Origin of the sequence: Krasilnikovia sp. MM14-A1259 (assembly GCF_047159535.1) — a bacterium.
Taxonomy (GTDB): domain Bacteria; phylum Actinomycetota; class Actinomycetes; order Mycobacteriales; family Micromonosporaceae; genus Actinoplanes.
This window is the reverse complement of the sequence record NZ_BAAGAJ010000002.1, coordinates 1,556,258-1,575,970: the sequence shown is the minus strand read 5'-3', so window position 1 is coordinate 1,575,970 and position 19,713 is coordinate 1,556,258. Positions and strand designations below refer to the sequence as shown.

Genomic DNA, 19,713 nt, shown 5'->3' with positions numbered 1-19,713 from the left:
CCGGTCATGCTTTCACGTCCATCAGTACGGTGCGACCGTGAGCGCCGACACCCCGGCCGCCGCGTCCACGTCGATCCGGTCGACCGCCTCCTCCCAACCGTCCACGGTGAACAGGGCGCCCGCGGCGACCCCGTCGTGGGCGCGCCCGGCCAGCACCACCTGGCCCGCACCCGCGACGAGCCGGACCCGCACCGGCACCCGCGCGGCGGTGTGCACGTCGAAGCGGCTCACGCCGCCGGTCATGCGTACCGTCAGCGTGCCGTCGGGCCGGGGCAGGGTGAGGTCGACGAGGCTGGCGCCGCCCGCCAGGTCCACCGTGCCGAGCCGGCCCTCCCGCAGGTCGAGGGTGCTGAGCGACGCCCCGCCGGAGACCCGCAGGTCCCAGCGGACCCGCGCACTGAGCGCCACGTCCACCTCGGCGGGCCCGGCGCCCGGCGCCCGGTCCAGCCCCAGCCTGACCCGCCCGCCGTCGGTGGTGATCCGCGGCACCACGCCCGCGCCCGGCGGTGTGCTCACCCGGTACAGGTCGGCGCCCAGGTCCGCGGTGCGCAGGCGGATCGCGGTGGCGCCGTCGAGCAGGTCCAGGCCGGCGCGGGTACGCCCGTCCAGCGGTGCCGTTACGGCGCGCGGCGCGTCTGCGGGTGAGGTGCCGCCGCCCCACCGTCCGGTGGGTGCGGCAACCGTGGGCGGGTGCGCGGTGGTGTCCGCGCGCCCGATCGCGGCGATGGCACCGCCCGCGACCAGCAGCGCGGCGGCGGCCACGACGGCGATGGCCGCCCACCGGGTGCCGTGACGTCGGCCGGCCGGCGCGGGGAGCTCACCGGTGGGTTCCTGGTCGTCCGTCGGCCCGGGCGGCGCGGGGATCTCCCCGGTCGGCTCGTCCTCGTCGTCGGCCAGCATGACCGATTCGGGGAGTTCCTCGGTGGGTTCGCCCTGGTCGTCGTTCTCCTCGGTCGGGAGTTCGCCGGTGGGTTCGCCCTGCTCGTCGTCCTGCACGGCCGGCGCCGGGAGTTCGCCGGCGGATTCGTCCTGCTCGGCCGGTGCGGCGTCGCAGTCGTCCACCCGCGTGGTCGGGTCGGCCGGCTCGTCGGCGCCCGTGCGCGCCTGGGGGAGCGCGTCGTCGGGCGCTTCGGCGTCGTGGATGCCGGGCCGTGCGGACTCGTGCATGGCGTGCCCTCCGATCGTCGGCGGCGCCCCCATCGGGTGCCGCCGATGGATACGGACGCACCGTGCCGGATCGCTCAACGGCGGGCCGGGCGTGTCCGGATGGTAGGCACCTGGGAGGCTCTGCCCCCTTACCCGTGCCGGACTCACCGCGTCCACGGGGTTCCGGTGACAAGCGGTTTGCACGTTGGTAACACGTACTACTCCGGCGGGTAACGCCAGGTGGGGAGCCTGTGCGCATGGATGAGCCCGACGGTACGGCCCCGCTGGCCGGTTTCACGGTGGCGGTGACGGCCGAACGTCGGCGCGACGAACTGGCCGCGCTGCTGGAACGCAGGGGTGCCAAGGTGGTGCAGGCACCCGCCATCACGATCGTGCCCCTGCAGGACGACGAGGCGCTGCACGCGGCGACCGTGGCCTGCGTGGGCCTGGCCCCCGACATCGTCATCGCCACCACGGGCATCGGCTTCCGGGGCTGGCTGGAGGCCGCCGAGGGCTGGGGCGTCGGTGACGCGCTGCGTGCCGCGCTGGGCCGGGCGCGGCTGATCGCCCGCGGCGCCAAGCCCTGCGGGGCGATCCGGGCCGCGGACCTGAGCGAGGAATGGACCGCGCCGTCGGAGTCCTCCGAGGAGATCCTGGAACGGCTGCTCGCCCAGGGCATCGCGGGCCGGAGGATCGCGGTGCAGTTGCACGGCGGACCCCAGGCCGAGTTCACCTCCGCGTTGCGGGCCGCCGGGGCGGCCGTCGTGGAGGTGCCGGTGTACCGGTCGGCGCTGCCGCCGGATCTCGCCCCGGCCCGCCGCCTGGTCGGCCAGCTCACCGCCGGCCAGGTGGACGCGGTGACGTTCACCAGCGCCCCCGCCGTGCTGTCCCTGCTGGAGATCGCCGGGGTGGCGGCACCCGAGGTGCTGGACGTGCTCCGGGTCCGCACCATGGCCGCGTGCGTCGGGCCGGTCACCGCCGCGCCGCTGGTCAAACTGGGTGTGCCGGTGGTCACGCCGCACCGGTCCCGGCTCGGCGCCCTGGTCAAGATGGTCACCGACGAACTGCCCCGGCGCGCCGCGCGGATCTGGGTGTCCGGCAGCCTGCTGGAGGTGCGCGGGCACGCCGTACTCATCGACGGCCGGCTCCAGCCGCTGGCGCCGGCCGCCATGGCCATTCTGTCCGCGCTCGCCGCCCGCCCGGGCGCGGTGGTGTCGCGGGCGCAGCTGGCGGCGGCGCTGCCGCGCGGCGACGACGGCCATGCGGTCGACATGGCGGTCGCCCGTCTGCGCGCCGCGCTCGGCGCGGGCAAACACGTCGAGACGGTCATCAAACGCGGCTACCGTCTCCGAGTCGACGAGGTCTGCGCATGAACGAGTGCACCGAGCGCAGCGAGGGCCGCGAGCGAATGCCGAGTCGGCCCAGCATGAAGCCGGTCCTGCTGGGAGTCGCCCACGGCACCCGTTCGCCCGGTGGGCAGGATCAGATCCGGCGGCTGGCGGCTGGGCTCGCGCTGCGGCGCCCGGGACTCGACGTCCGGCTGGCGTATGTGGACGTGCAGCAGCCGCATGTCGCGGACGCGGTCGCGCAGCTGCGCGGCGCCCCCGTCGTGGTCGTGCCGCTGCTGCTGTCGACCGGCCATCACGTACGGGTGGACATCGGCGCCGCGGTCGAGGGCACCTCGGCGGTCGTCACCGCCCCGCTCGGGCCCGACCCGATGCTTGTGGAGCTGCTGGCCCGGCGGCTGCGTGCCGCCGGCCCGGCCGACGCGGTGGTGCTGGCGGCGGCCGGTTCCGCGGAGCCCCGTTCCCGCGCGGACGTGGCCGCGGTCGCCCGTGCCCTGCCCGGCCGGGCGCGCGTGGGTTACGCCTCGGGCAGTGGCCCGCGCGTGACCGACGTGGTGGCCGAGCTGCGCGCCGCCGGGGCCCGCCGGATCGCGGTGGCGGCGTACCTGCTGGTGGACGGGTTGTTTCATCGGGCGTTGCACCGCGCGGGCGCCGATGTGGTCACCGCCCCGCTGGTGACCTCGGGCTCGGTCGCCGAGCTGGTGCTGAGCCGCTACGACGCGGCGGTCACGGGCGGCCCTGTTGCCGAATTCTCACAATCGACGTTGTGCGGTTGACGGAGGAACTGTACGGCCGCGTAATGGCCCGGGGACCGGTGCGGTAACAGCGTCACCTGAGCATTTGCGGTGTGAGCACATCACGCACGGTCGAGACGCACTGCCCGTACTGCGCGTTGCAGTGCGGGATCTCGCTGAGCCCCCGGCTCGGCGGGGTCGAGCTGAGGCCGGCGGACTTCGACGTCAATCGCGGCGGCCTGTGCGCCAAGGGCTGGACCGCGGCCGACCTGCTCGACCACCCCGACCGGCTGCTCACGCCGCTGGTCCGCAAGAACGCCGCGGACCGGACCAGCCCGCTGCGCGAGGCCAGCTGGGACGAGGCCCTGGACCGGATCGTCACGGCGATCCGCGGCTCCCAGGATCGGTACGGCCCGGACAGCGTCGGCGCGTTCGGCGGCGGCGGGCTCACCAACGAGAAGGCGTACGCGCTGGGCAAGTTCGTCCGGGTCGGGTTGCGGTCCGCGTCGATCGACTACAACGGCCGGTTCTGCATGTCGTCGGCGGCGACCGCGGCCAACCGGGCGTTCGGGGTCGACCGGGGCCTGCCGTTCCCCCTTGCAGACCTTGCCGAGGCGCGGACCGTGCTGCTGGTCGGCGCGAACCCGGCCGACGCGATGCCACCGTCCATGCAGTACCTGGACGCGGGCCGGGCTGCGGGCGCCCGGCACATCGTGGTGGACCCGCGCCGTACCCCGACCGCGGCGGGCGCGCACCGGCACCTGCAGCCGCTGCCGGGCACGGATCTTGCGCTGGCCAACGGCATGCTGCACATCGCGATCCGCGAGGGCCTGGTCGACGACGAGTATGTGCGGAACCGCACCACCGGCTTCGACGCCGTGCGCGCCGCGGTGGCCGCGTACTGGCCGGACCGGGTGGAGCGGATGACCGGGGTCAGCGCGGCCGACCTGCGGGCCACGGTGCATGCGCTGGCCGAGGCCGACTCCGCGATGATCCTCACCGCGCGTGGCGCGGAGCAGCACAGCAACGGCACGGACACCGCGCAGGCGTACCTGAACCTGGCCCTGGCGCTGGGTCTGCCCGGGCGCCCGCACTCCGGGTACGGGACGATCACCGGGCAGGGCAACGGGCAGGGCGGCCGGGAGCACGGCCAGAAGGCCGACCAGTTGCCCGGGTACCGCAAGCTCGACGACCCGGCCGCCCGGGCGCACATCGCCCGCGTCTGGGGCATCGACCCCGACGAGCTGCCCGCTCCGGGGCGTTCCGCGTACGAAATGATCGACCGTCTCGGCACCGACGGCGGCGTCCGGGTGCTGCTCGTGCTGGCCAGCAATCTCGCGGTCTCCGCACCGCACACCAACCGGGTCCTGGACCGGCTGCGCGCCCTGGACCTGCTGGTCGTGTCCGACATCTTCCTGTCCGAGACCGCCGCGCTCGCCGACGTCGTGCTGCCGACCGCCCAGTGGGCGGAGGAGGAGGGCACGATGACCAATCTGGAGGGCCGGGTGCTGCGCCGCCGCCGCGCCCTGCCCCCGCCGCCGGAGGTGCGCACCGACCTGGCGGTCATGGCGGAGCTGGCCGAACGCCTGGGCCGCGGCCGGTTCTTCACCGCGGACGAGCGTGAGGTCTTCGACGAGCTGCGGCGGGCCAGCGCGGGCGGCATCGCGGACTACTCCGGCATCACCTGGGAGCGCATCGAGGCCGAAGAGGGCGTGTTCTGGCCGTGCCCGGCCGAGGACCATCCGGGTACGCCGCGGCTGTTCGCCGAGTCGTTCCCGACGCCGGACGGGCGGGCCCGCTTTCACAAGGTGGAGCACCGCGATCCGGCGGAGCTGCCCGACCGTGACTACCCGTACGTGCTGACCACGGGCCGGACCATGCAGCACTATCAGTCCGGCAACCAGACCCGCCGGGTGCGGGCGCTGACCACCGCGCTGCCGGACCCGCGCGCCGAGCTGCATCCCGACCTGGCCCGGCGGCACGGCATCGCCGCGGGTGACGTGGTGGAGCTGCGCACGCGCCGCGGCCGGGCGTTCTTCCGGGCCAAGCTCAACGACGGCATCCGGCCCGACACCGTGTTCGCGCCGTTCCACTGGGGCGGCAGTTCCGCCGCGAACGGCCTCACCGACCCGGCGCTGGATCCGCACTCGCGGATGCCCGCCTTCAAAGCGTGCGCCGTGGCGATCGCCCGCGCCGGTGGGCCGGACGACACCGGCCTGCTCACCACGGACGCACCCCGCCTGCCCGCCAACGAAAGGGACCGTTGAAGTGCATACGTCACAGCCACCCGAGCGGATGCGCCTCGTGGTCGTCGGCAACGGCATGGCCGGTGCCCGCACGGTCGAGGAGATCCTGCAGCGTGACCCGGACCGGTTCGACATCACGATGTTCGGTGAGGAGCCGTACGGCAACTACAACCGGATCATGCTCTCCAACGTCCTGGCGGGCGTGGAGGACGAGGCGGGCATCTTCCTCAACGACACCCAGTGGTACGCCGACAACGGCATCACGTTGCACGCGGGCTGCCGGGTCGACCGGATCGACCGCAAGCGCAAGCGGGTGCACGCCGACGACGGCACGCAGACCCCGTACGACAAGCTGATCATCGCGACCGGCAGCACCGCGTTCGTGCCGCCGATCGCCGGGGTGCACCGGCCCGGCCGCGGCTACCACCAGGGCGTGTTCGCGTTCCGGACGCTGGACGACACCCGCAACATGATCCGCTATGCGCGGGACCACGAGCGGGCGGTCGTCATCGGCGGCGGCCTGCTCGGCCTCGAAGCGGCGCGTGGCCTGCAGCAGCACGTCAGCCACGTGACCCTGATCCACGCCATGGGCCACCTGATGAACACCCAGCTCGACGAGCCGGCCGGCAGGACGTTGCAGGCGAGCGTCGAGAAGCTCGGCATCGAGGTGATCTGCGACGGGCTCACCACGGAGATCCTCGGCAAGCACGCGGTCACCGGGGTGAAGCTGAAGAACGGCCGGGTCATCGACTGTGACGTCGTGGTGCTGGCCGCCGGCATCCGCGCCAACGCGGAACTGGCCTCGACCAGCGGGCTCTCGGTCGAGCAGGGCGTGGTCGTCGACGACCAGATGCGGGTGGCCGGCGAGACCGACATCTACGCGGTGGGGGAGTGCGCCCAGCACCGCGGCGTCACGTACGGGCTGGTCGCGCCGCTGTGGGACCAGGCCCGGGTGCTGGCCGACCACGTCACGGGCACGAACGATGCCGCGGCGTACCAGGGCTCCCAGGTCGCCACGAAGCTGAAGGTGGCCGGGGTGGACGTCGCCGCGATGGGCCTGAAGGAACCCGAGCTCGACACGGACGAGACCGTGACGTTCGCCGAGCCGCGCCGCGGCGTCTACCAGAGCCTGATCATCCGCGACGACCGCCTGGTCGGCGCCACCTTGGTCGGCGACGTCCGCAAGGTCGCGTTCCTGATGCAGGCGTTCGACCGCGGGCTGCCGCTGCCCGAGGAACGCGCCCAGCTGCTGTTCGACATCGGTACGGGCCCGGCCGAGGTCAGTGCCGCCGACATGGCCGACGACGCCCAGGTGTGCAACTGCAACGGCGTGTGCAAGGGGGAGATCGTCGAGGCGGTCCAGTGCGGCATCAAGTCCGTCAACGGCGTGATGGACAAGACCCGGGCCGGCAAGGGCTGCGGCTCCTGCAAGGGCCTGGTCCAGCAGATCGTCGAGTGGGCCGCCGGCGACGACGTCGAGGTGGACCCCGCGGCCAGCTGGTACGTGCCCGGCGTGCCGATGCCCAAGCCGGAGCTGATGGAGGCGATCCGCACCCACGGCCTGCGCAGCGTGTCGGCGGTGTTCGCACTGCTCGCCCCGGGCGGCGAGGAGGACGCCAAGAGCAAGATGGGCCTGGCGTCGCTGCTGAAGATGATGTGGGGCCCCGAGTACGAGGACGAACGCGACGCCCGCTTCATCAACGACCGGGTGCACGCCAACATCCAGCGCGACGGTACGTTCTCCGTGGTGCCGCAGATGAAGGGCGGGGTCACCACCCCGGCCCAGCTCAAGCGGATCGCCGAGGTGGCGGAGAAGCACGCCGTACCGATGGTGAAGCTGACCGGCGGGCAGCGCATCGACCTGCTCGGTGTGCCGAAGGAGAACCTGCCGCAGATCTGGGCCGACCTCGACATGCCGTCCGGCTGGGCGTACGGCAAGAGTTTCCGCACCGTGAAGACCTGCGTGGGCTCGGACTACTGCCGGTTCGGGGTCGGCGACTCCACCGCCCTGGGCATCGCCCTCGAGGAGCGGTACCAGGGCCTGGAGGGGCCGGGCAAGATGAAGCTCGCGGTCACCGGCTGCCCGCGCAACTGCGCCGAGGCGTACGTGAAGGACCTCGGCGTCGTCGCGATCGACGGCGGCAAGTGGGAGATCTATGTGGGCGGCGCCGCGGGCGCGCACGTGCGCAAGGGCGACCTGCTGGCCACGGTGGACTCCCCGGACGAGGTGCTCACGCTGACCGGCCGGTTCCTGCAGTACTACCGGGAGAACGCGAACTGGCTGGAGCGCACGTACGCGTTCGTTCCCCGCGTCGGCATCGAGCGGGTCCGGGCGGTCGTCGTGGACGACTCCGACGGTATCGCCGACCGGCTCGACGCGGCCGTCGCCGCGCACGTCACCTCCTACCGCGACCCGTGGACGGAACGGTCCGCGCCGGTCACCCCGGGACAGTTCCGTACCTCCCTGCCCCTGACCGTGCTGCCCCAGGTGCCGGTCCGGCAGCCGGTCGCCGCCGCGGCGAAGGAAGGACTCGCATGACCACCCAATCGGTCGCGGAACACCGGCTCGGCCCGGTCGACGAGATCCCGGTCGGTGAGGCCCGCACGTACGCGGTCGGCGCGGACATGGTCGCGGTGTTCCGGCTGCGTGACGGCGGCCTGCGGGCGGTGTCCGCGGTCTGCCCGCACGCGGGCGGTCCCCTCGCGGACGGCCTGGCCGACCACCGCATCGTGGTGTGCCCCCTGCATCAGCACGCCTTCGACCTGCGCACCGGGTGCTCCACCACGGGCGCCGCTCCGCTGACGGTCTACCCGGTCCGGGTGGACGAGGAAAACATCATCATCATTCCGGGAGGTCTGCCATGACAGCCACCTTGCCCGTTGCTCCTGCTACCCGCCCGAGCATGACGATCCGGGGCCATTGGATCGACGACTGGCGGCCCGAGGACCCGGCATTCTGGGAGGCGTACGGCGCCCGGGTCGCCCGGCGCAACCTCATCTTCTCCATCTTCAGTGAGCACATCGGTTTCTCGGTGTGGACGATGTGGTCGGTGCTGGTGCTGTTCCTCGGCCCCGCGTACGGCATCGACCCGGCCGGCAAGTTCCTGCTCACCGCGGTGCCCGCGCTGGTCGGGGCCGCGTTGCGGATCCCGTACACGTTCGCGGTGGCGCGGTTCGGCGGGCGCAACTGGACCATCGTCAGCGCCACGCTGCTGCTGGTGCCCGCGATCCTCGCCGCGTTCCTGATCAAGCCGGGGGTGTCGTACACCACCCTGCTGATCATGGCGGCGGTCGCCGGGGTCGGCGGCGGCAACTTCGCCTCGTCGATGGCCAACATCAACGCGTTCTACCCGGACCGGCTCAAGGGCTGGGCGCTGGGCATCAACGCGGGCGGCGGCAACATCGGTGTCGCCGCGGTGCAACTGGTCGGCCTGGCCGTGCTCGCCACCCTGGGCGCCGGACACCCCGGCGCGGTGGCGGGCATCTACATCCCGCTCATCGTCATCGCGGCGTTGTGTGCGGCTCTGTTCATGGACAACCTGAGCCACGCCCGCAACGAGAAGCGGGCGATGCGCGAGGCCACCAGGGAACCGCACACCTGGATCATGTCGCTGCTGTACATCGGCACGTTCGGCTCGTTCATCGGGTTCGGGTTCGCGTTCGGCCAGGTGTTGCAGGTGCAGTTCCACGACACGTTCAGCACTCCGGTCAAGGCGGCGTACCTGACGTTCCTGGGCCCGCTGCTCGGCTCGCTGATCCGGCCCGTGGGCGGGTTGCTGGCCGACCGGCTCGGCGGTGCCCGGGTCACGTTCGTGAACTTCGCGGCGATGGCGCTCGGTGCGAGCATCGTGCTGGTGGCCTCGCAGCAGCACTCGCTGCCGATGTACCTGGTCGGTTTCATCGCGCTGTTCGTGTTCAGCGGCGTCGGCAACGGCTCGACGTACAAGATGATCCCGGCCATCCTGCGGGCGAAGTGCGCGGCGCGGGCCATGAAGGGTGCCGACCCGCGCGAGGCCGAGCACGAGGCGCGGCGGCTGTCCAACGCGCTGATCGGGATCGCGGGTGCGATCGGCGCGTTCGGCGGGGTGCTGGTGAACCTGGCGTTCCGGCAGTCGTTCCTGGCGTACAAGAGCGCGGACGCGGCGTACCTCGCGTTCATCGCCTTCTACCTCGTCTGCCTCGCGGTCACCTGGACCGTCTACCTGCGGCCCTCGCCCGGCCGCCTGCGCGGCGTCTGACCGCCGCGCTCCCCACGGGGTACGTCCAGCTCCGGGGGATCGGAGGCCGCCCGGCAGGTTCTGCCGGGCGGCCTCGCCGTGTGCCGGGCCCGGCCGCATATCCTGCCGGGATGGACGTCACCGCCGACGGTGCCCGCTTGGCCGCGGACCTCGAAGCCCGGCTCGCGGACCTGAGCTTCACGGACGCCGACCAGCACCAGGTCACGGCGCAGATCATCGACGCGGCGGTGGCGTGGGCGCAGGAGCAGGGCTGGCGGGCGTACCGCCGGGCGGCCAGCGTCGTCTCGCTGCCCGCGCCGATGCAGCACCGGCAGTCCGTGCTCGATGTGGCGTGTGCCCGCCCGGCCGCCCCGCCGATCGCGATCGAGGTGGATCACTCCGATCGCCAACGTACGGTCGACAAGCTGCTCGCCGAGGCGCAGGCCGGTCGCGTGGCGATCTGGATCCGCTGGGGTCCGGGCCGGTTCGCGGCGCCGCCCGCGCCGGTGCACCTGGTCACAGTGGCGGTGACCCGCCGCCCGGGCTCCCGGTTCAGCCGGTCGCACGCCGCCGAGCTGCCGCCTCCGCGGCACTCCCTGGACGCGCCGGTCGCGGGTGACGTTCAGACGCTCCCGCTGATCGCCGACTCCTGAGCCGCCGTCGCCGGATCCGGACGCCCGGCGGCACGCGCACACAGGAACGGGCGGGCCAGCACCAGCGCCACGGTCGTCAGCACCACCCCGACGTAGACCGGGGCCAGGTGCACGAGGTCGGTGTAGCCGATCACGAAGTGCACCACGACGGCCGGGCCGAACCCGGCGGCGGCGGCGAGCGCCAGCGACCACCACACCCAGGCCGCGCCGCGCCGCCATCCCCACGCGCTGAGCAGCGTGACCGCGAGCGCGGCGGCCATCAGCGCACCGCCGAACCCGGCCCGGTCGTGGGCGATGAACGGCATCAGCCGCGGGTTGACCGCGTGCAGGTGACCGGCGTCCGTGCCCAGATATCCCAGGTCCGTGGGGACGAAGACCGAGGTGAGTCCCACGACGGAGACCACCGCGCCGCCGATCAGCAGGCCCAGCCCCGTGGCGATCATCAGGAGCTGACCGGTCAGCGCCCGCCGGCGCAGATACTCCGGACCGTCCGCTGCCAGGCGCCACCGCGGTGCCGCCGGGCGCCCCCGTACCGCCAGCACGAACATGGGGAACAGCAGCACGGCGACCGCGGTGTGCAGCGGCTCCAGGAACCCGGAGACGAGGAAGTAGAACAGCGTCGGGAAGCCGACCGCGCCCGAGACGAGGTACGCGTCGCGGGCCCACCGCCAGCCGTGCCGGATGCCGCCCCAGGCCAGCCCGGCGTAGAGCACGCCGATCGCCACCATGGTGCCGGCCATGGTGATCCGGTCGTGCTGCAGGAACGGCGGCAGGTGGCCGTTGATCCCGAGCAGATTCTCCCGGTGCATGCCGAGATAGTCGTTGTCGTACCACAGCAGCAGCGGCCCCAGCGTGATCGCGGCGGCGCCGACGCCCGCACCGGCCATGCCCAGGCCGACCAGCACCCCCCACAGCCACGCGGGCCAGCGGCGCGGGTCGGCAGCAACGTCGCGCAGCCGGTCCGGCGGCCCGGTCGGTGTCTCCGCCTCGATCACCCGCTGGAACCAGCCCGGCCCCGCGCTGACGAGCACGCCGGGGGTGGCGAGGACCGTCACGGCGGGATCGTCGAGGGCGGCCGTCGCCGCGGCCACCTCCGGATCGACGAGACGGACCAGGTCCGCCTCGGCGCCGGTGACCACCCGGTCGACGTACGGCGCGACCTGCGCGGCGATTGCCGGATCGGTGACCCGGGCGAGGACCGTGCAGCGCCGTCCGGTGGTGGCCCGGCGCAGCGCCGGGACGTCCGCGGCGCGGACCGGGCCGACCTCGATGACCTCGGCGCCCTGCACCGGCAGGGCCCGGATCGCGTCGTACGCCACGGGCACGGGCACGGTTGCGCCGAGCCGCCCGGCAAGCTGCGCGGGCGGCCGGGGGTGGGCGAACGCCCGGGCCACCACACGGGCACCACCGGGCAGGGAGGTCAGCGTCGCCAGCGCCCGCAGCGCGGCGCGCTGGGAGCGCCGCCGTCCGAGCATGGCCGCGGCCAGCGGGTTCAGCGGGTGGTAGGTCCAGTCCGGCACCGCGCCATGCTCACACAATCGTCTCCGGTCGCATACCCCAGCCGAGGACGGGCGTCATCGCGCGCAGCGTGACGCGTTCCGGAATCAGCCGGGCGGCCAGGTCCCGGGCGGCGGTCGCCGGTGGCCAGCTCAGCTGACCGGCGCGGCCGAGCCGGGCGGAACGGCGGGTGATCGCCTGGGTACGCGGGCGGCGCAGAAGGTCGTACCGGGTGAGGGCGTCCGCGATGCGCGGCGCGTCGGCGAGACAGGCGGTGAGAGTCACCGCGTCCTCCAGCGCCTGGCACGCGCCCTGGCCCAGGCTCGGTGTCATCGCGTGGGCGGCGTCACCGAGCAGCACGGTGTTGCCGGACACGAACGACGGCAGCGGTGGCAGGTCGTACAGGTCGTGGCGCAGCACGTGCTCCGGTGCGGTGGCCGCCAGCAGGGCCGGGATCGGGTCAGGCCAGTCGCCGAAGCGGCGGTGCAGTTCGGCGTACTCGCCGTCCGGGCCGGTCGCGCCCTCCGGTGTGTTCGCGGTGGCGAAGCAGTACACCCGCCCGCCGGTCATCGTCGTGTACCCGAACCGGGCGCCGCGGCCCCAGACGACCGCGCCCTCGGCCGGTGGTGCCGTCGGCCGGGTGACCACGCGCCACGCGGTGTGCCCGGCGTAGCGGGGCGCGTACCCGGGGAACAGGCGTTCCCGCAGGACGCTGCGCAGGCCGTCGGCCGCCACCACCAGATCGGCCTGCGGTACCGCGCCGACCTGCACGCCTGCGCGCAGCGCACCGGCCGGCAGCGCCGCGAGCAGGATCTCGACGAGGTCGACGCGATGCACCACGAGCAGGGGGTGGCCGAATCGTCGTTCCAGCTCGGCCGACCGGGTCCGCGACAGCCAGCGCCCGCGGCGGTCCCGGACACCGCCGCAGCGTTCCACCGCGCCCGCGGTGACGACCTGCTCACGGACGCCGAGCAGGTCGAGCGCGCGCAGCGCGTTGGGCCACAGCGACAGGCCCGCACCGAGCTCGGTGACACGGTCCGCGCGCTCCAGGACGGTCACGTCCCAGCCGGTCCGGTGCAGCGCCACCGCGGCGGCGAGCCCTCCGATGCCGCCGCCCACCACGGCCGCCGTCTTGTTGATCATGCGGTCAGCGTAGTGAAAACCCGTTGGCCCGTGCGCGGCCGTGCTCTACGGTCATCGGCATGTTCGCGTCCCGGTCCCGTGTGCCCGCAGGCCTCCGCCTGCGCCGGCGGTCGACCGTGCGTGCGCGCCGAGTCGATCTCTGACCCTCTCCCAGCCCCAGCAGGATCCGCGGGAGAGGGTGTCCTTCCACCCGGGTGCCACCGCCGTCCCGCGGTGGTGTGCGGTCGTTGCCGCGGTCCTGGCGCGGAATCAGTCGAAGCGGGGTGGCACCCGCCCGCGTACCACCGTCCCGCCTTCCCTGTCACCCAGATGAGGGGGCACGCAACACCATGGCGAAGAGTGCGTTCGTGCGCGCGAAGGCGCACCTGAACATCGGCACGATGGGTCACGTCGACCACGGCAAGACGACCCTGACCGCCGCGATCACCAAGGTCCTCGCCGACCGCGACCCGGCATCCAACCGGTACGTCGCGTTCGACGGGATCGACAAGGCACCGGAGGAGGTCGCCCGCGGCATCACCATCAACATCGCCCACGTCGAGTACGAGACGGCCACGCGGCACTACGCCCACGTCGACATGCCCGGCCACGCCGACTACGTGAAGAACATGATCACGGGGGCGGCGCAGGTGGACGCCGCGATCCTGGTGATCTCGGCGCAGGACGGGTCGATGCCGCAGACCCGCGAGCACGTGCTGCTCGCCCAGCGGGTCGGCGTGCCGTACCTGGTGGTCGCGTTGAACAAGGCCGACACGGTGGACGACCCGGAACTGCTCGACCTGGTCGAGCTGGAGGTCCGGGAGCTGCTGTCCGGCTACGGGTTCCCCGGCGACGAGGTCCCGGTGGTCCGGGTGTCGGCGCTGTTGGCCCTGGACGGCGACCCGCGGTGGGTGCAGAGCATCCAGGACCTGCTCGACGCGGTCGACTCGTACGTCCCGGTGCCCGACCGCGAGCTGACCAAGCCGTTCCTGATGCCGATCGAGAACGTGCTGAGCATCTCCGGCCGCGGCACCGTGGTCACCGGCGCCATCGAGCAGGGCACGCTGCGCGTCGGCGACCCGGTCGAGGTGGTCGGGCTCGGCCCGACGCTGTCCACGGTGGCCACCGGGCTGGAGTCGTTCGGCCGTACCCTGGCCGAGGCGGAGGCGGGCGACAACGCGGCGATCCTGCTGCGCGGGGTCAAGCGTGACCAGGTGCAGCGCGGCCAGGTCGTGGCGATCCCGGGCTCGGTTACGCCGCACCGGCGGTTCACGGCCCGGCTCTACGCGCTCACCACCGAGGAGGGCGGGCGGCACACGCCGTTCGTGGCGAACTACCGGCCGCAGTTCTACTTCCGGACCACCGACGTGCCCGGTGCGCTGGAGCTCGGCGAGACCGCGATGGTCGCGCCGGGCGACACCGTCGAACTGACGGTCGAGCTGGGCAAGCCGGTGGCGATGGACGTCGGGCTGGCCTTCGCGGTCCGCGAAGGCGGCCGTACGGTCGCCGCGGGCACCGTGACCGCGCTGCTCGACTAGCGCGTCGGCGGGCGGGCGTCGATGACGTCCGCCCGCCGCCGTCATCGCGGCGTGACATCCAGCGAGATCACGCCGTTCTCGGTGCCGGCGACGATGTGGCCGTCGCGGCCGGACACGCACAGCACGGAGGTGTCCAGCACGATCTCGCCGTCGACCGCGGCGCCGTACCGGCACAGCAGCAGCCGCGTCCCGGCTGCCGCCACCAGCCGGCCCTCGCCGAGGTGGGCCAGCCCGCACACCGGCGCGCCGACATGGACCTCGGGCAGCTGCGGCGCGGGCCGTTCCCGGCGCAACGACCAGCGGCGCCGGTGCAGCCCGGCCTCCAGATCCCAGATCCGTACGGCGCCGTCGTCGTCCCCCGTGACCGCCGCGAGGTGACCGTCGAGGCGGATCAGCACGACGCTGGTGACGGCGCCGGTGTGCCCTTCCAGAGGGTCGCCCAACGGGTGGCCGGTCGCCAGGTCCCACCGCCGGACCGTACGGTCCCGGCCGCCGGTGACCACGATGGCGCCCCCCTCCACCGATCCGACCGCCACACAGGTCACCGACCCGGTGTGCCCGGTCATCGGCTCGCCCCACGCGCCCGCCGCCGCCAGGTCCCACCGCCGTACCGCGTTGTCGTGGCCGCCGGTGACCGCGACCGGCCGGTCGTCGACCACACCGGTGGCGACGCATGCGACGCCGGCGGTGTGCCCGGTCATCGGCTCGCCGAGCGCCCGCCCGTCGGCGAGGTCCCACACCCGTACGGTCTCGTCCGGCCCGGCGGACACCAGGGCGGCGCGCCCGTCCATCTCGGTCACCGCGAGCGCGGCGACCGATGCGGTGTGACCGGTGAACGCGGTTCCCACGGGCCGCCCGGACGCCATGTCCCACACCCGGATGCTGTGGTCGGCACCGCCGGACACGGCCACCGCGGCGCCGTGCACGTCACCGATCGCCACCGCCTTCACGGCGTCGCTGTCGGCGGAGTAGTCGACCGGTACGCCGCTGGCGAGATCCCAGACGCGGATCGTGTTGTCGTGGCCGCCGGAGACGACGACCGGGGTGCCGTGGCGTTCGGCGACGGCGACCGCGCGGACGCCGTCGTCGTGCCCGGTGAACGCCCGGCCGATCGCCCGGCGGGTCGTCAGGTCCCAGACCCGTACGGTCTTGTCGTCGCTGCCGGAGACCACCACCGGCCGCCCGTCGATCTGGCCGAGGGCCAGGGCGGTGACGGTGTCGCGGTGCCCGGCCAGCGGCAGGCCGAGCGCTTCGCCGGTGTCCGGGTCCCACAGCCGGACGGTCTGGTCGGCCGACCCGGACACCACGACGGGCTGCCCGTCCACCTCGCCGATCACCACCGCCCACACGGGGCGGGCGTGGCCGGTCAGCGGTTCGCCGCTGGGGCGCCCGATCCGCAGGTTCCACAGGCGCAGCTTCTGGTCCCGGCCGCCGGACACGGCGACCGGCTTTCCGCCGAGCACCCCGACGGTGAGCGCGGTGACACCGCTGGTGTGGCCTTCGCGTTCGTGGATCTGGGTCAGGTCGTCGAGGCCCCACGTCCGTACGGTGTGGTCGTCGCTGCCGGACACGGCGACCATCCGCCCGTCCAGATCGGTCAGCGCCACGGCCCACACCCACGCGGTGTGGCCGGTCAGCGGTTCGCCGATCGGCTCGTGGCGGGTGAGGTCCCACAGCCGCAGCCGCTGGTCGGCGCCTGCGGAGACGGCCACCGGGTGACCGTCGCGGTCGGCGACCGCGACCGACCACACGCCGCCGGTGTGGCCGGTGAGCGGCCGGCCGATCGGATGGCCGGTCATCAGGTCCCACACCCGGACGGTGTGGTCGGCACTGCCGGAGACGACGACCGGCAGACCGGCGAGGGAATGCACGGCCAGCGACATCACCGAGTCGGTGTGCCCACCGAAGGGCCGCCCGACGCGCCGCTCCAGCGCCGAGTCCCACAGCCGTACGGTGTGGTCGTGCCCGGCGGACACGGCGACCGGCCTTCCGTCGACGTGCCCGACGGCGACCGCCGCGACGGCGCGGGTGTGGCCGGTGAGCGGTTCGCCGACGGGCAGGCCGGTGCTCAGGTCCCACAGCAGCAGGGTGCGGTCGTCGGAGCTGGAGATCGCGACCGGGTAGCCGTCCAGTTCGGCCAGTGCCACTCCGGTGACGGTTTCGGCGTGACCGGTGAGCGGGATGCCGATCGGGCTGTGGGTGGTGACGTTCCACTGCCGGATGGTGTGGTCGTGTCCGGCCGACACGGCCACGGGCACGTCGCCGCGCACCTCGTACGCCACCGCGGTGACCGGGGCGGTGTGCCCGCTGATCGGCTTGCCGACCGGCTCTCCGGACTTCAGGTCCCAGACCCGGACCGTGGCGTCGTGCCCGCCGCTGACCACGATCGGGGAACCGTCGAGTTCCCCCAGCGCCAGCGCGGTGACGGCGCCGGTGTGCCCGGTCAGCGCGGCCCCGTCGGCCTTCCCGGTGTGCGGGTCCCAGCGCCGCAGCGTGCCGTCGTGGCCGGCCGAGACGAGCCAGGTCCGCCCGCCCGCGGCGCCCAGGGCCACCGCGTCGATGCCACCGGTGTGCCCGGTCATGGGCTCCCCGATGGGCGCGCCCGTGCCGAGGTCCCAGAGCCGGACCGTGCGGTCGTCGCTGCCGGAGACCACGACCGTACGGTCGCTGATCCGGCCGACCGCGACCGCGGTGACCCCTGCCGTGTGACCGCGCAGCGGCGGCCCGATCGGTTCGCCGCTGGTCAGATCCCACACCCGCAGGTTGTGGTCGTCGGCGCCGGTGACCGCGACGTCCACCCCGTCGCGCGGGCCGATCGCGGTGCACAGGACCGGGCCGGTGTGCCCGGTCATCGGCCGGTTCTGGACGGCCACCTGCCAGGACGCCCACCGCGCGGACCACGGACGCGGCACGCCGCCGGCCGCGACGGCGTCGGCGAGCGCGATCGCGCCGCCGCACCGGGCGGCCAGTTCCAGGTAGGCGGCGTGGGCTCCGGCCGGGGCGGTGCGCAGCCGTTCCTCGGCCCGGCGGTACACGTCAGCCGCGGCCCTGGCCGCCTCCCCGCGGGCCGCGGGCAGCGCGGCCACCACGGACGGGTGCGCCGCGGACATCAGGAAACCCGCGTCGGTCAGCAGGTCGTCCACGTCCGGGACGGCGGCGGCGTGCGTGACGAGGTGCGCGCGGGTGTACGGCTGCGCGTGCGCCCAGTCGAGACGGTCGCCGCCCGTACGGGGCACCGTGGCGCGCAGCGCAGTGGCGATCGCGTGCTGATCGGCCACCTCGTCGCGTCCCGCACGCAGGCACGCGGCGATGGCGGCATGGCGCAGCCGGTACACCGACTGGTCGCCGCACACGTCCTCCACGATGTAGCCGCCGGCGGCATCGCACAGCCAGTCCAGGTCGTCGTGGCCGTACCCGGCGCCCGGGTGCAGGGCCTCGGCCAGCCCCGGCCAGGTGTCCTCCCACGGCAGGCCGGTGCCCAGGGCGTACGCCAGCGGCAGCAGCAGCGCCCGCGCCCGGTCCGCGTCGCCGCCCACCCGGGCGGTCAGGTCCGCTGCTATCGCGGCGCCCACGTCGCGGGGCAGCCCGGCTCGCCACTGGGGGTCGTCTACCGTGGCGCCCAGGTCGGCCGCCGTGGCGGTGACGCCGACCGACGCCGCGGCGATCAGGGCGGTGAGGAACGACGGGCCGGTCGCCTCCACGATCGCCTCGGCGGCCCGGGCGTGGACCGCCGCGGGCGCGGTCGCGAACGCGGCCGAGCGGGCCAGCTTCCCGCGGACGAGTTCCCGGACCGCGTCCAGGTCGGCGTACGGGTCGGCGTCGAGATCGACGACCTGCGCGTCGTCGCCCAGCACCGGTACCAGCTCGCGCCGCGTGGCGAGCAGCACCCGCAGTCCGCCGCCGCCGTACGCGGCCAGGGGCAGCAGGACGGCCCGGATCAGCTCGGCGGGATCCACCGCCTCGTCCACGCCGTCCACCAGGATGTTCAGCGGCCGGTCACGTCCGGGCAGATGCGCGAGGACCGCGTCGACGGTGGTGCCGTCCGCGCCCGCCGCGGCGGCGATCCGCGCGAGGATCGCGTCCTCGGTCTGACCTTTGGCGTCCAGGACGAGGTCGGGACGGACGGCAAGCGCGCCGGCCTGGTCCGTCAGCGCCCGGAGGACGGCTGACTTCCCGGCGCCCGCGGCGCCCGTGACCACCTGCATCGCCGGCCCGTCGCGGCCGGCACGCAGCCAGTCGGCGACCGCGGAGAGGGCGGCGGTGCGGCCGGTGAACCGGGCCGGGTCCGGAACGTCCGCGGCGTCGCGGGCCGCCAGCGGCAGACCGGCGGCACCGGGCCGGTACCGGGGATTGGGCAGCGTCGTCTGCACCCCGTCGGCCCGGCCCAGCCAGTGATGCGTGACGGTCAGACCGGCGACCTGGTCGGCGCAGAGCGTACGGACGATGCCCGCCACGGTCAGCGTCGCCTGGGCGGGTCCTCCGCTGGCGCGTAACTTCGCGGCGCGGGCGAACAGCGCCGCAAGGTCCGCGCCGCCCAGGTTCGACCCGGCCGGGTCGCGCGCAGCCGCGCCAGCGGTGCCGTGGGCGTCGTCGGCCCGATCGGCGCGGGTGGCGAGCACGATCTCGACGACGGTGTCCTGGCCCGCGACTTCCGCCGCGTCGTGTTCCGGCTGCTCCGCCACGTCGTGGCCCTCGTGTTGCTCCGTGTCGTGGCCGGGTTTGTTCGCCGGGCCGTGGTGCAGCCACCCTGGCACCAGCCGCCGCGCCTCCTCGGCGGCTTCCGGGTCGCAGCGCACGTCGAGCAGCAGCACGACCTTGCGCAGCGGGGAACCGCGGCCCAGCCACTGCACGAGCTGGGCGGCGCGTACGCCATCCGAGCCCGGGGTGCCGGTGTCCGGGTGTAGCAGCAGGTCGCCCGCGTCGAGCGAGCCGCGGGCCTGCACCGCGGCGATCACGATGTCGTCGGCGCGGCGTTCCGCGACGAACAGTCGCAACGCGGCACGTGTCCGGTCGGGCTGGCCGAGGTCGACGAGCGCCTCGGTGCGGAAGCCGAATGATGTGGTGAGCAGCGTCGCCGCCGGGTCGCCACCGTCGCGGGCGGGCGCGCCGGTGGTCACCAGCAGCCGGGCCGCGCCGTCGTGCGCGGGCGGGCTGAGGTCACCGGGCGCGGTGCCTCGCGGAGCGGTCACAGATGAAATGCTAGGTTTTGTGCTG

Annotated in this window: 12 protein-coding genes; 8 read left to right on the top strand and 4 right to left on the bottom strand. The window is 74.0% G+C overall.

Features of this window, described 5'->3' with window-relative positions:
- Positions 1-21: 21 nt before the first annotated feature.
- The gene (locus ACMCNK_RS06750) at positions 22-1,167 is read right to left on the bottom strand and encodes a hypothetical protein (RefSeq protein ID WP_412735519.1); all 1,146 of its coding nucleotides are present in this window, start codon (positions 1,165-1,167) and stop codon (positions 22-24) included.
- A gap of 236 nt (positions 1,168-1,403) precedes the next feature.
- Here ACMCNK_RS06750 and ACMCNK_RS06745 point away from each other — a divergent pair, with 236 nt between their 5' ends.
- From ACMCNK_RS06745 to ACMCNK_RS06715, 7 genes are all read left to right on the top strand, one after another.
- The gene (locus ACMCNK_RS06745) at positions 1,404-2,519 is read left to right on the top strand and encodes a uroporphyrinogen-III synthase (protein ID WP_412735518.1); all 1,116 of its coding nucleotides are present in this window, start codon (positions 1,404-1,406) and stop codon (positions 2,517-2,519) included.
- Positions 2,516-3,268, top strand: coding sequence for a sirohydrochlorin chelatase (locus ACMCNK_RS06740; protein WP_412735517.1), 753 nt, complete (start codon positions 2,516-2,518; stop codon positions 3,266-3,268). Before ACMCNK_RS06745 ends, ACMCNK_RS06740 begins: the two co-directional genes overlap by 4 nt.
- Positions 3,269-3,324: 56 nt before the next feature.
- A complete protein-coding gene (locus ACMCNK_RS06735; protein ID WP_412740767.1) occupies positions 3,325-5,493 on the top strand; it encodes a molybdopterin oxidoreductase family protein in 2,169 nt (722 codons plus the stop codon).
- Position 5,494: 1 nt separating this feature from the next.
- Positions 5,495-8,011, top strand: a complete 2,517-nt coding sequence (gene nirB, locus ACMCNK_RS06730; protein WP_412735516.1) for a nitrite reductase large subunit NirB — start codon at positions 5,495-5,497, stop codon at positions 8,009-8,011.
- Positions 8,008-8,337: a Rieske (2Fe-2S) protein gene (locus ACMCNK_RS06725; protein WP_412735515.1), complete on the top strand. Its 330-nt coding sequence runs from the start codon at positions 8,008-8,010 to the stop codon at positions 8,335-8,337. The genes nirB and ACMCNK_RS06725 overlap by 4 nt, the downstream gene beginning before the upstream one ends.
- Positions 8,334-9,710 carry an MFS transporter gene (locus ACMCNK_RS06720; protein ID WP_412735514.1) on the top strand — a complete coding sequence of 459 codons (1,377 nt, stop codon included), beginning with the start codon at positions 8,334-8,336 and terminating at the stop codon, positions 9,708-9,710. Before ACMCNK_RS06725 ends, ACMCNK_RS06720 begins: the two co-directional genes overlap by 4 nt.
- A gap of 110 nt (positions 9,711-9,820) precedes the next feature.
- On the top strand, positions 9,821-10,342 hold the full coding sequence (locus ACMCNK_RS06715) for a hypothetical protein (RefSeq protein WP_412735513.1): 522 nt from the start codon (positions 9,821-9,823) through the stop codon (positions 10,340-10,342).
- Here the strand turns inward: ACMCNK_RS06715 and ACMCNK_RS06710 are convergent.
- Both ACMCNK_RS06710 and ACMCNK_RS06705 read right to left on the bottom strand, forming a co-directional pair.
- Positions 10,312-11,862: a hypothetical protein gene (locus ACMCNK_RS06710; RefSeq protein ID WP_412735512.1), complete on the bottom strand. Its 1,551-nt coding sequence runs from the start codon at positions 11,860-11,862 to the stop codon at positions 10,312-10,314. The two genes, ACMCNK_RS06715 and ACMCNK_RS06710, sit on opposite strands and share 31 nt — an antisense overlap.
- Before the next feature lie 10 nt (positions 11,863-11,872).
- The gene (locus ACMCNK_RS06705; RefSeq protein WP_412735511.1) at positions 11,873-12,982 is read right to left on the bottom strand and encodes an FAD-dependent monooxygenase; all 1,110 of its coding nucleotides are present in this window, start codon (positions 12,980-12,982) and stop codon (positions 11,873-11,875) included.
- A 329-nt stretch (positions 12,983-13,311) separates the two neighbouring features.
- Here ACMCNK_RS06705 and tuf point away from each other — a divergent pair, with 329 nt between their 5' ends.
- A complete protein-coding gene (gene tuf / locus ACMCNK_RS06700) occupies positions 13,312-14,499 on the top strand; it encodes an elongation factor Tu (RefSeq protein WP_412735510.1) in 1,188 nt (395 codons plus the stop codon).
- A gap of 41 nt (positions 14,500-14,540) precedes the next feature.
- Here tuf and ACMCNK_RS06695 read toward each other — a convergent pair whose 3' ends face one another.
- Complete coding sequence (locus ACMCNK_RS06695) at positions 14,541-19,688, bottom strand: hypothetical protein (RefSeq protein WP_412735509.1); 5,148 nt, start codon at positions 19,686-19,688, stop codon at positions 14,541-14,543.
- Positions 19,689-19,713: the final 25 nt, after the last annotated feature.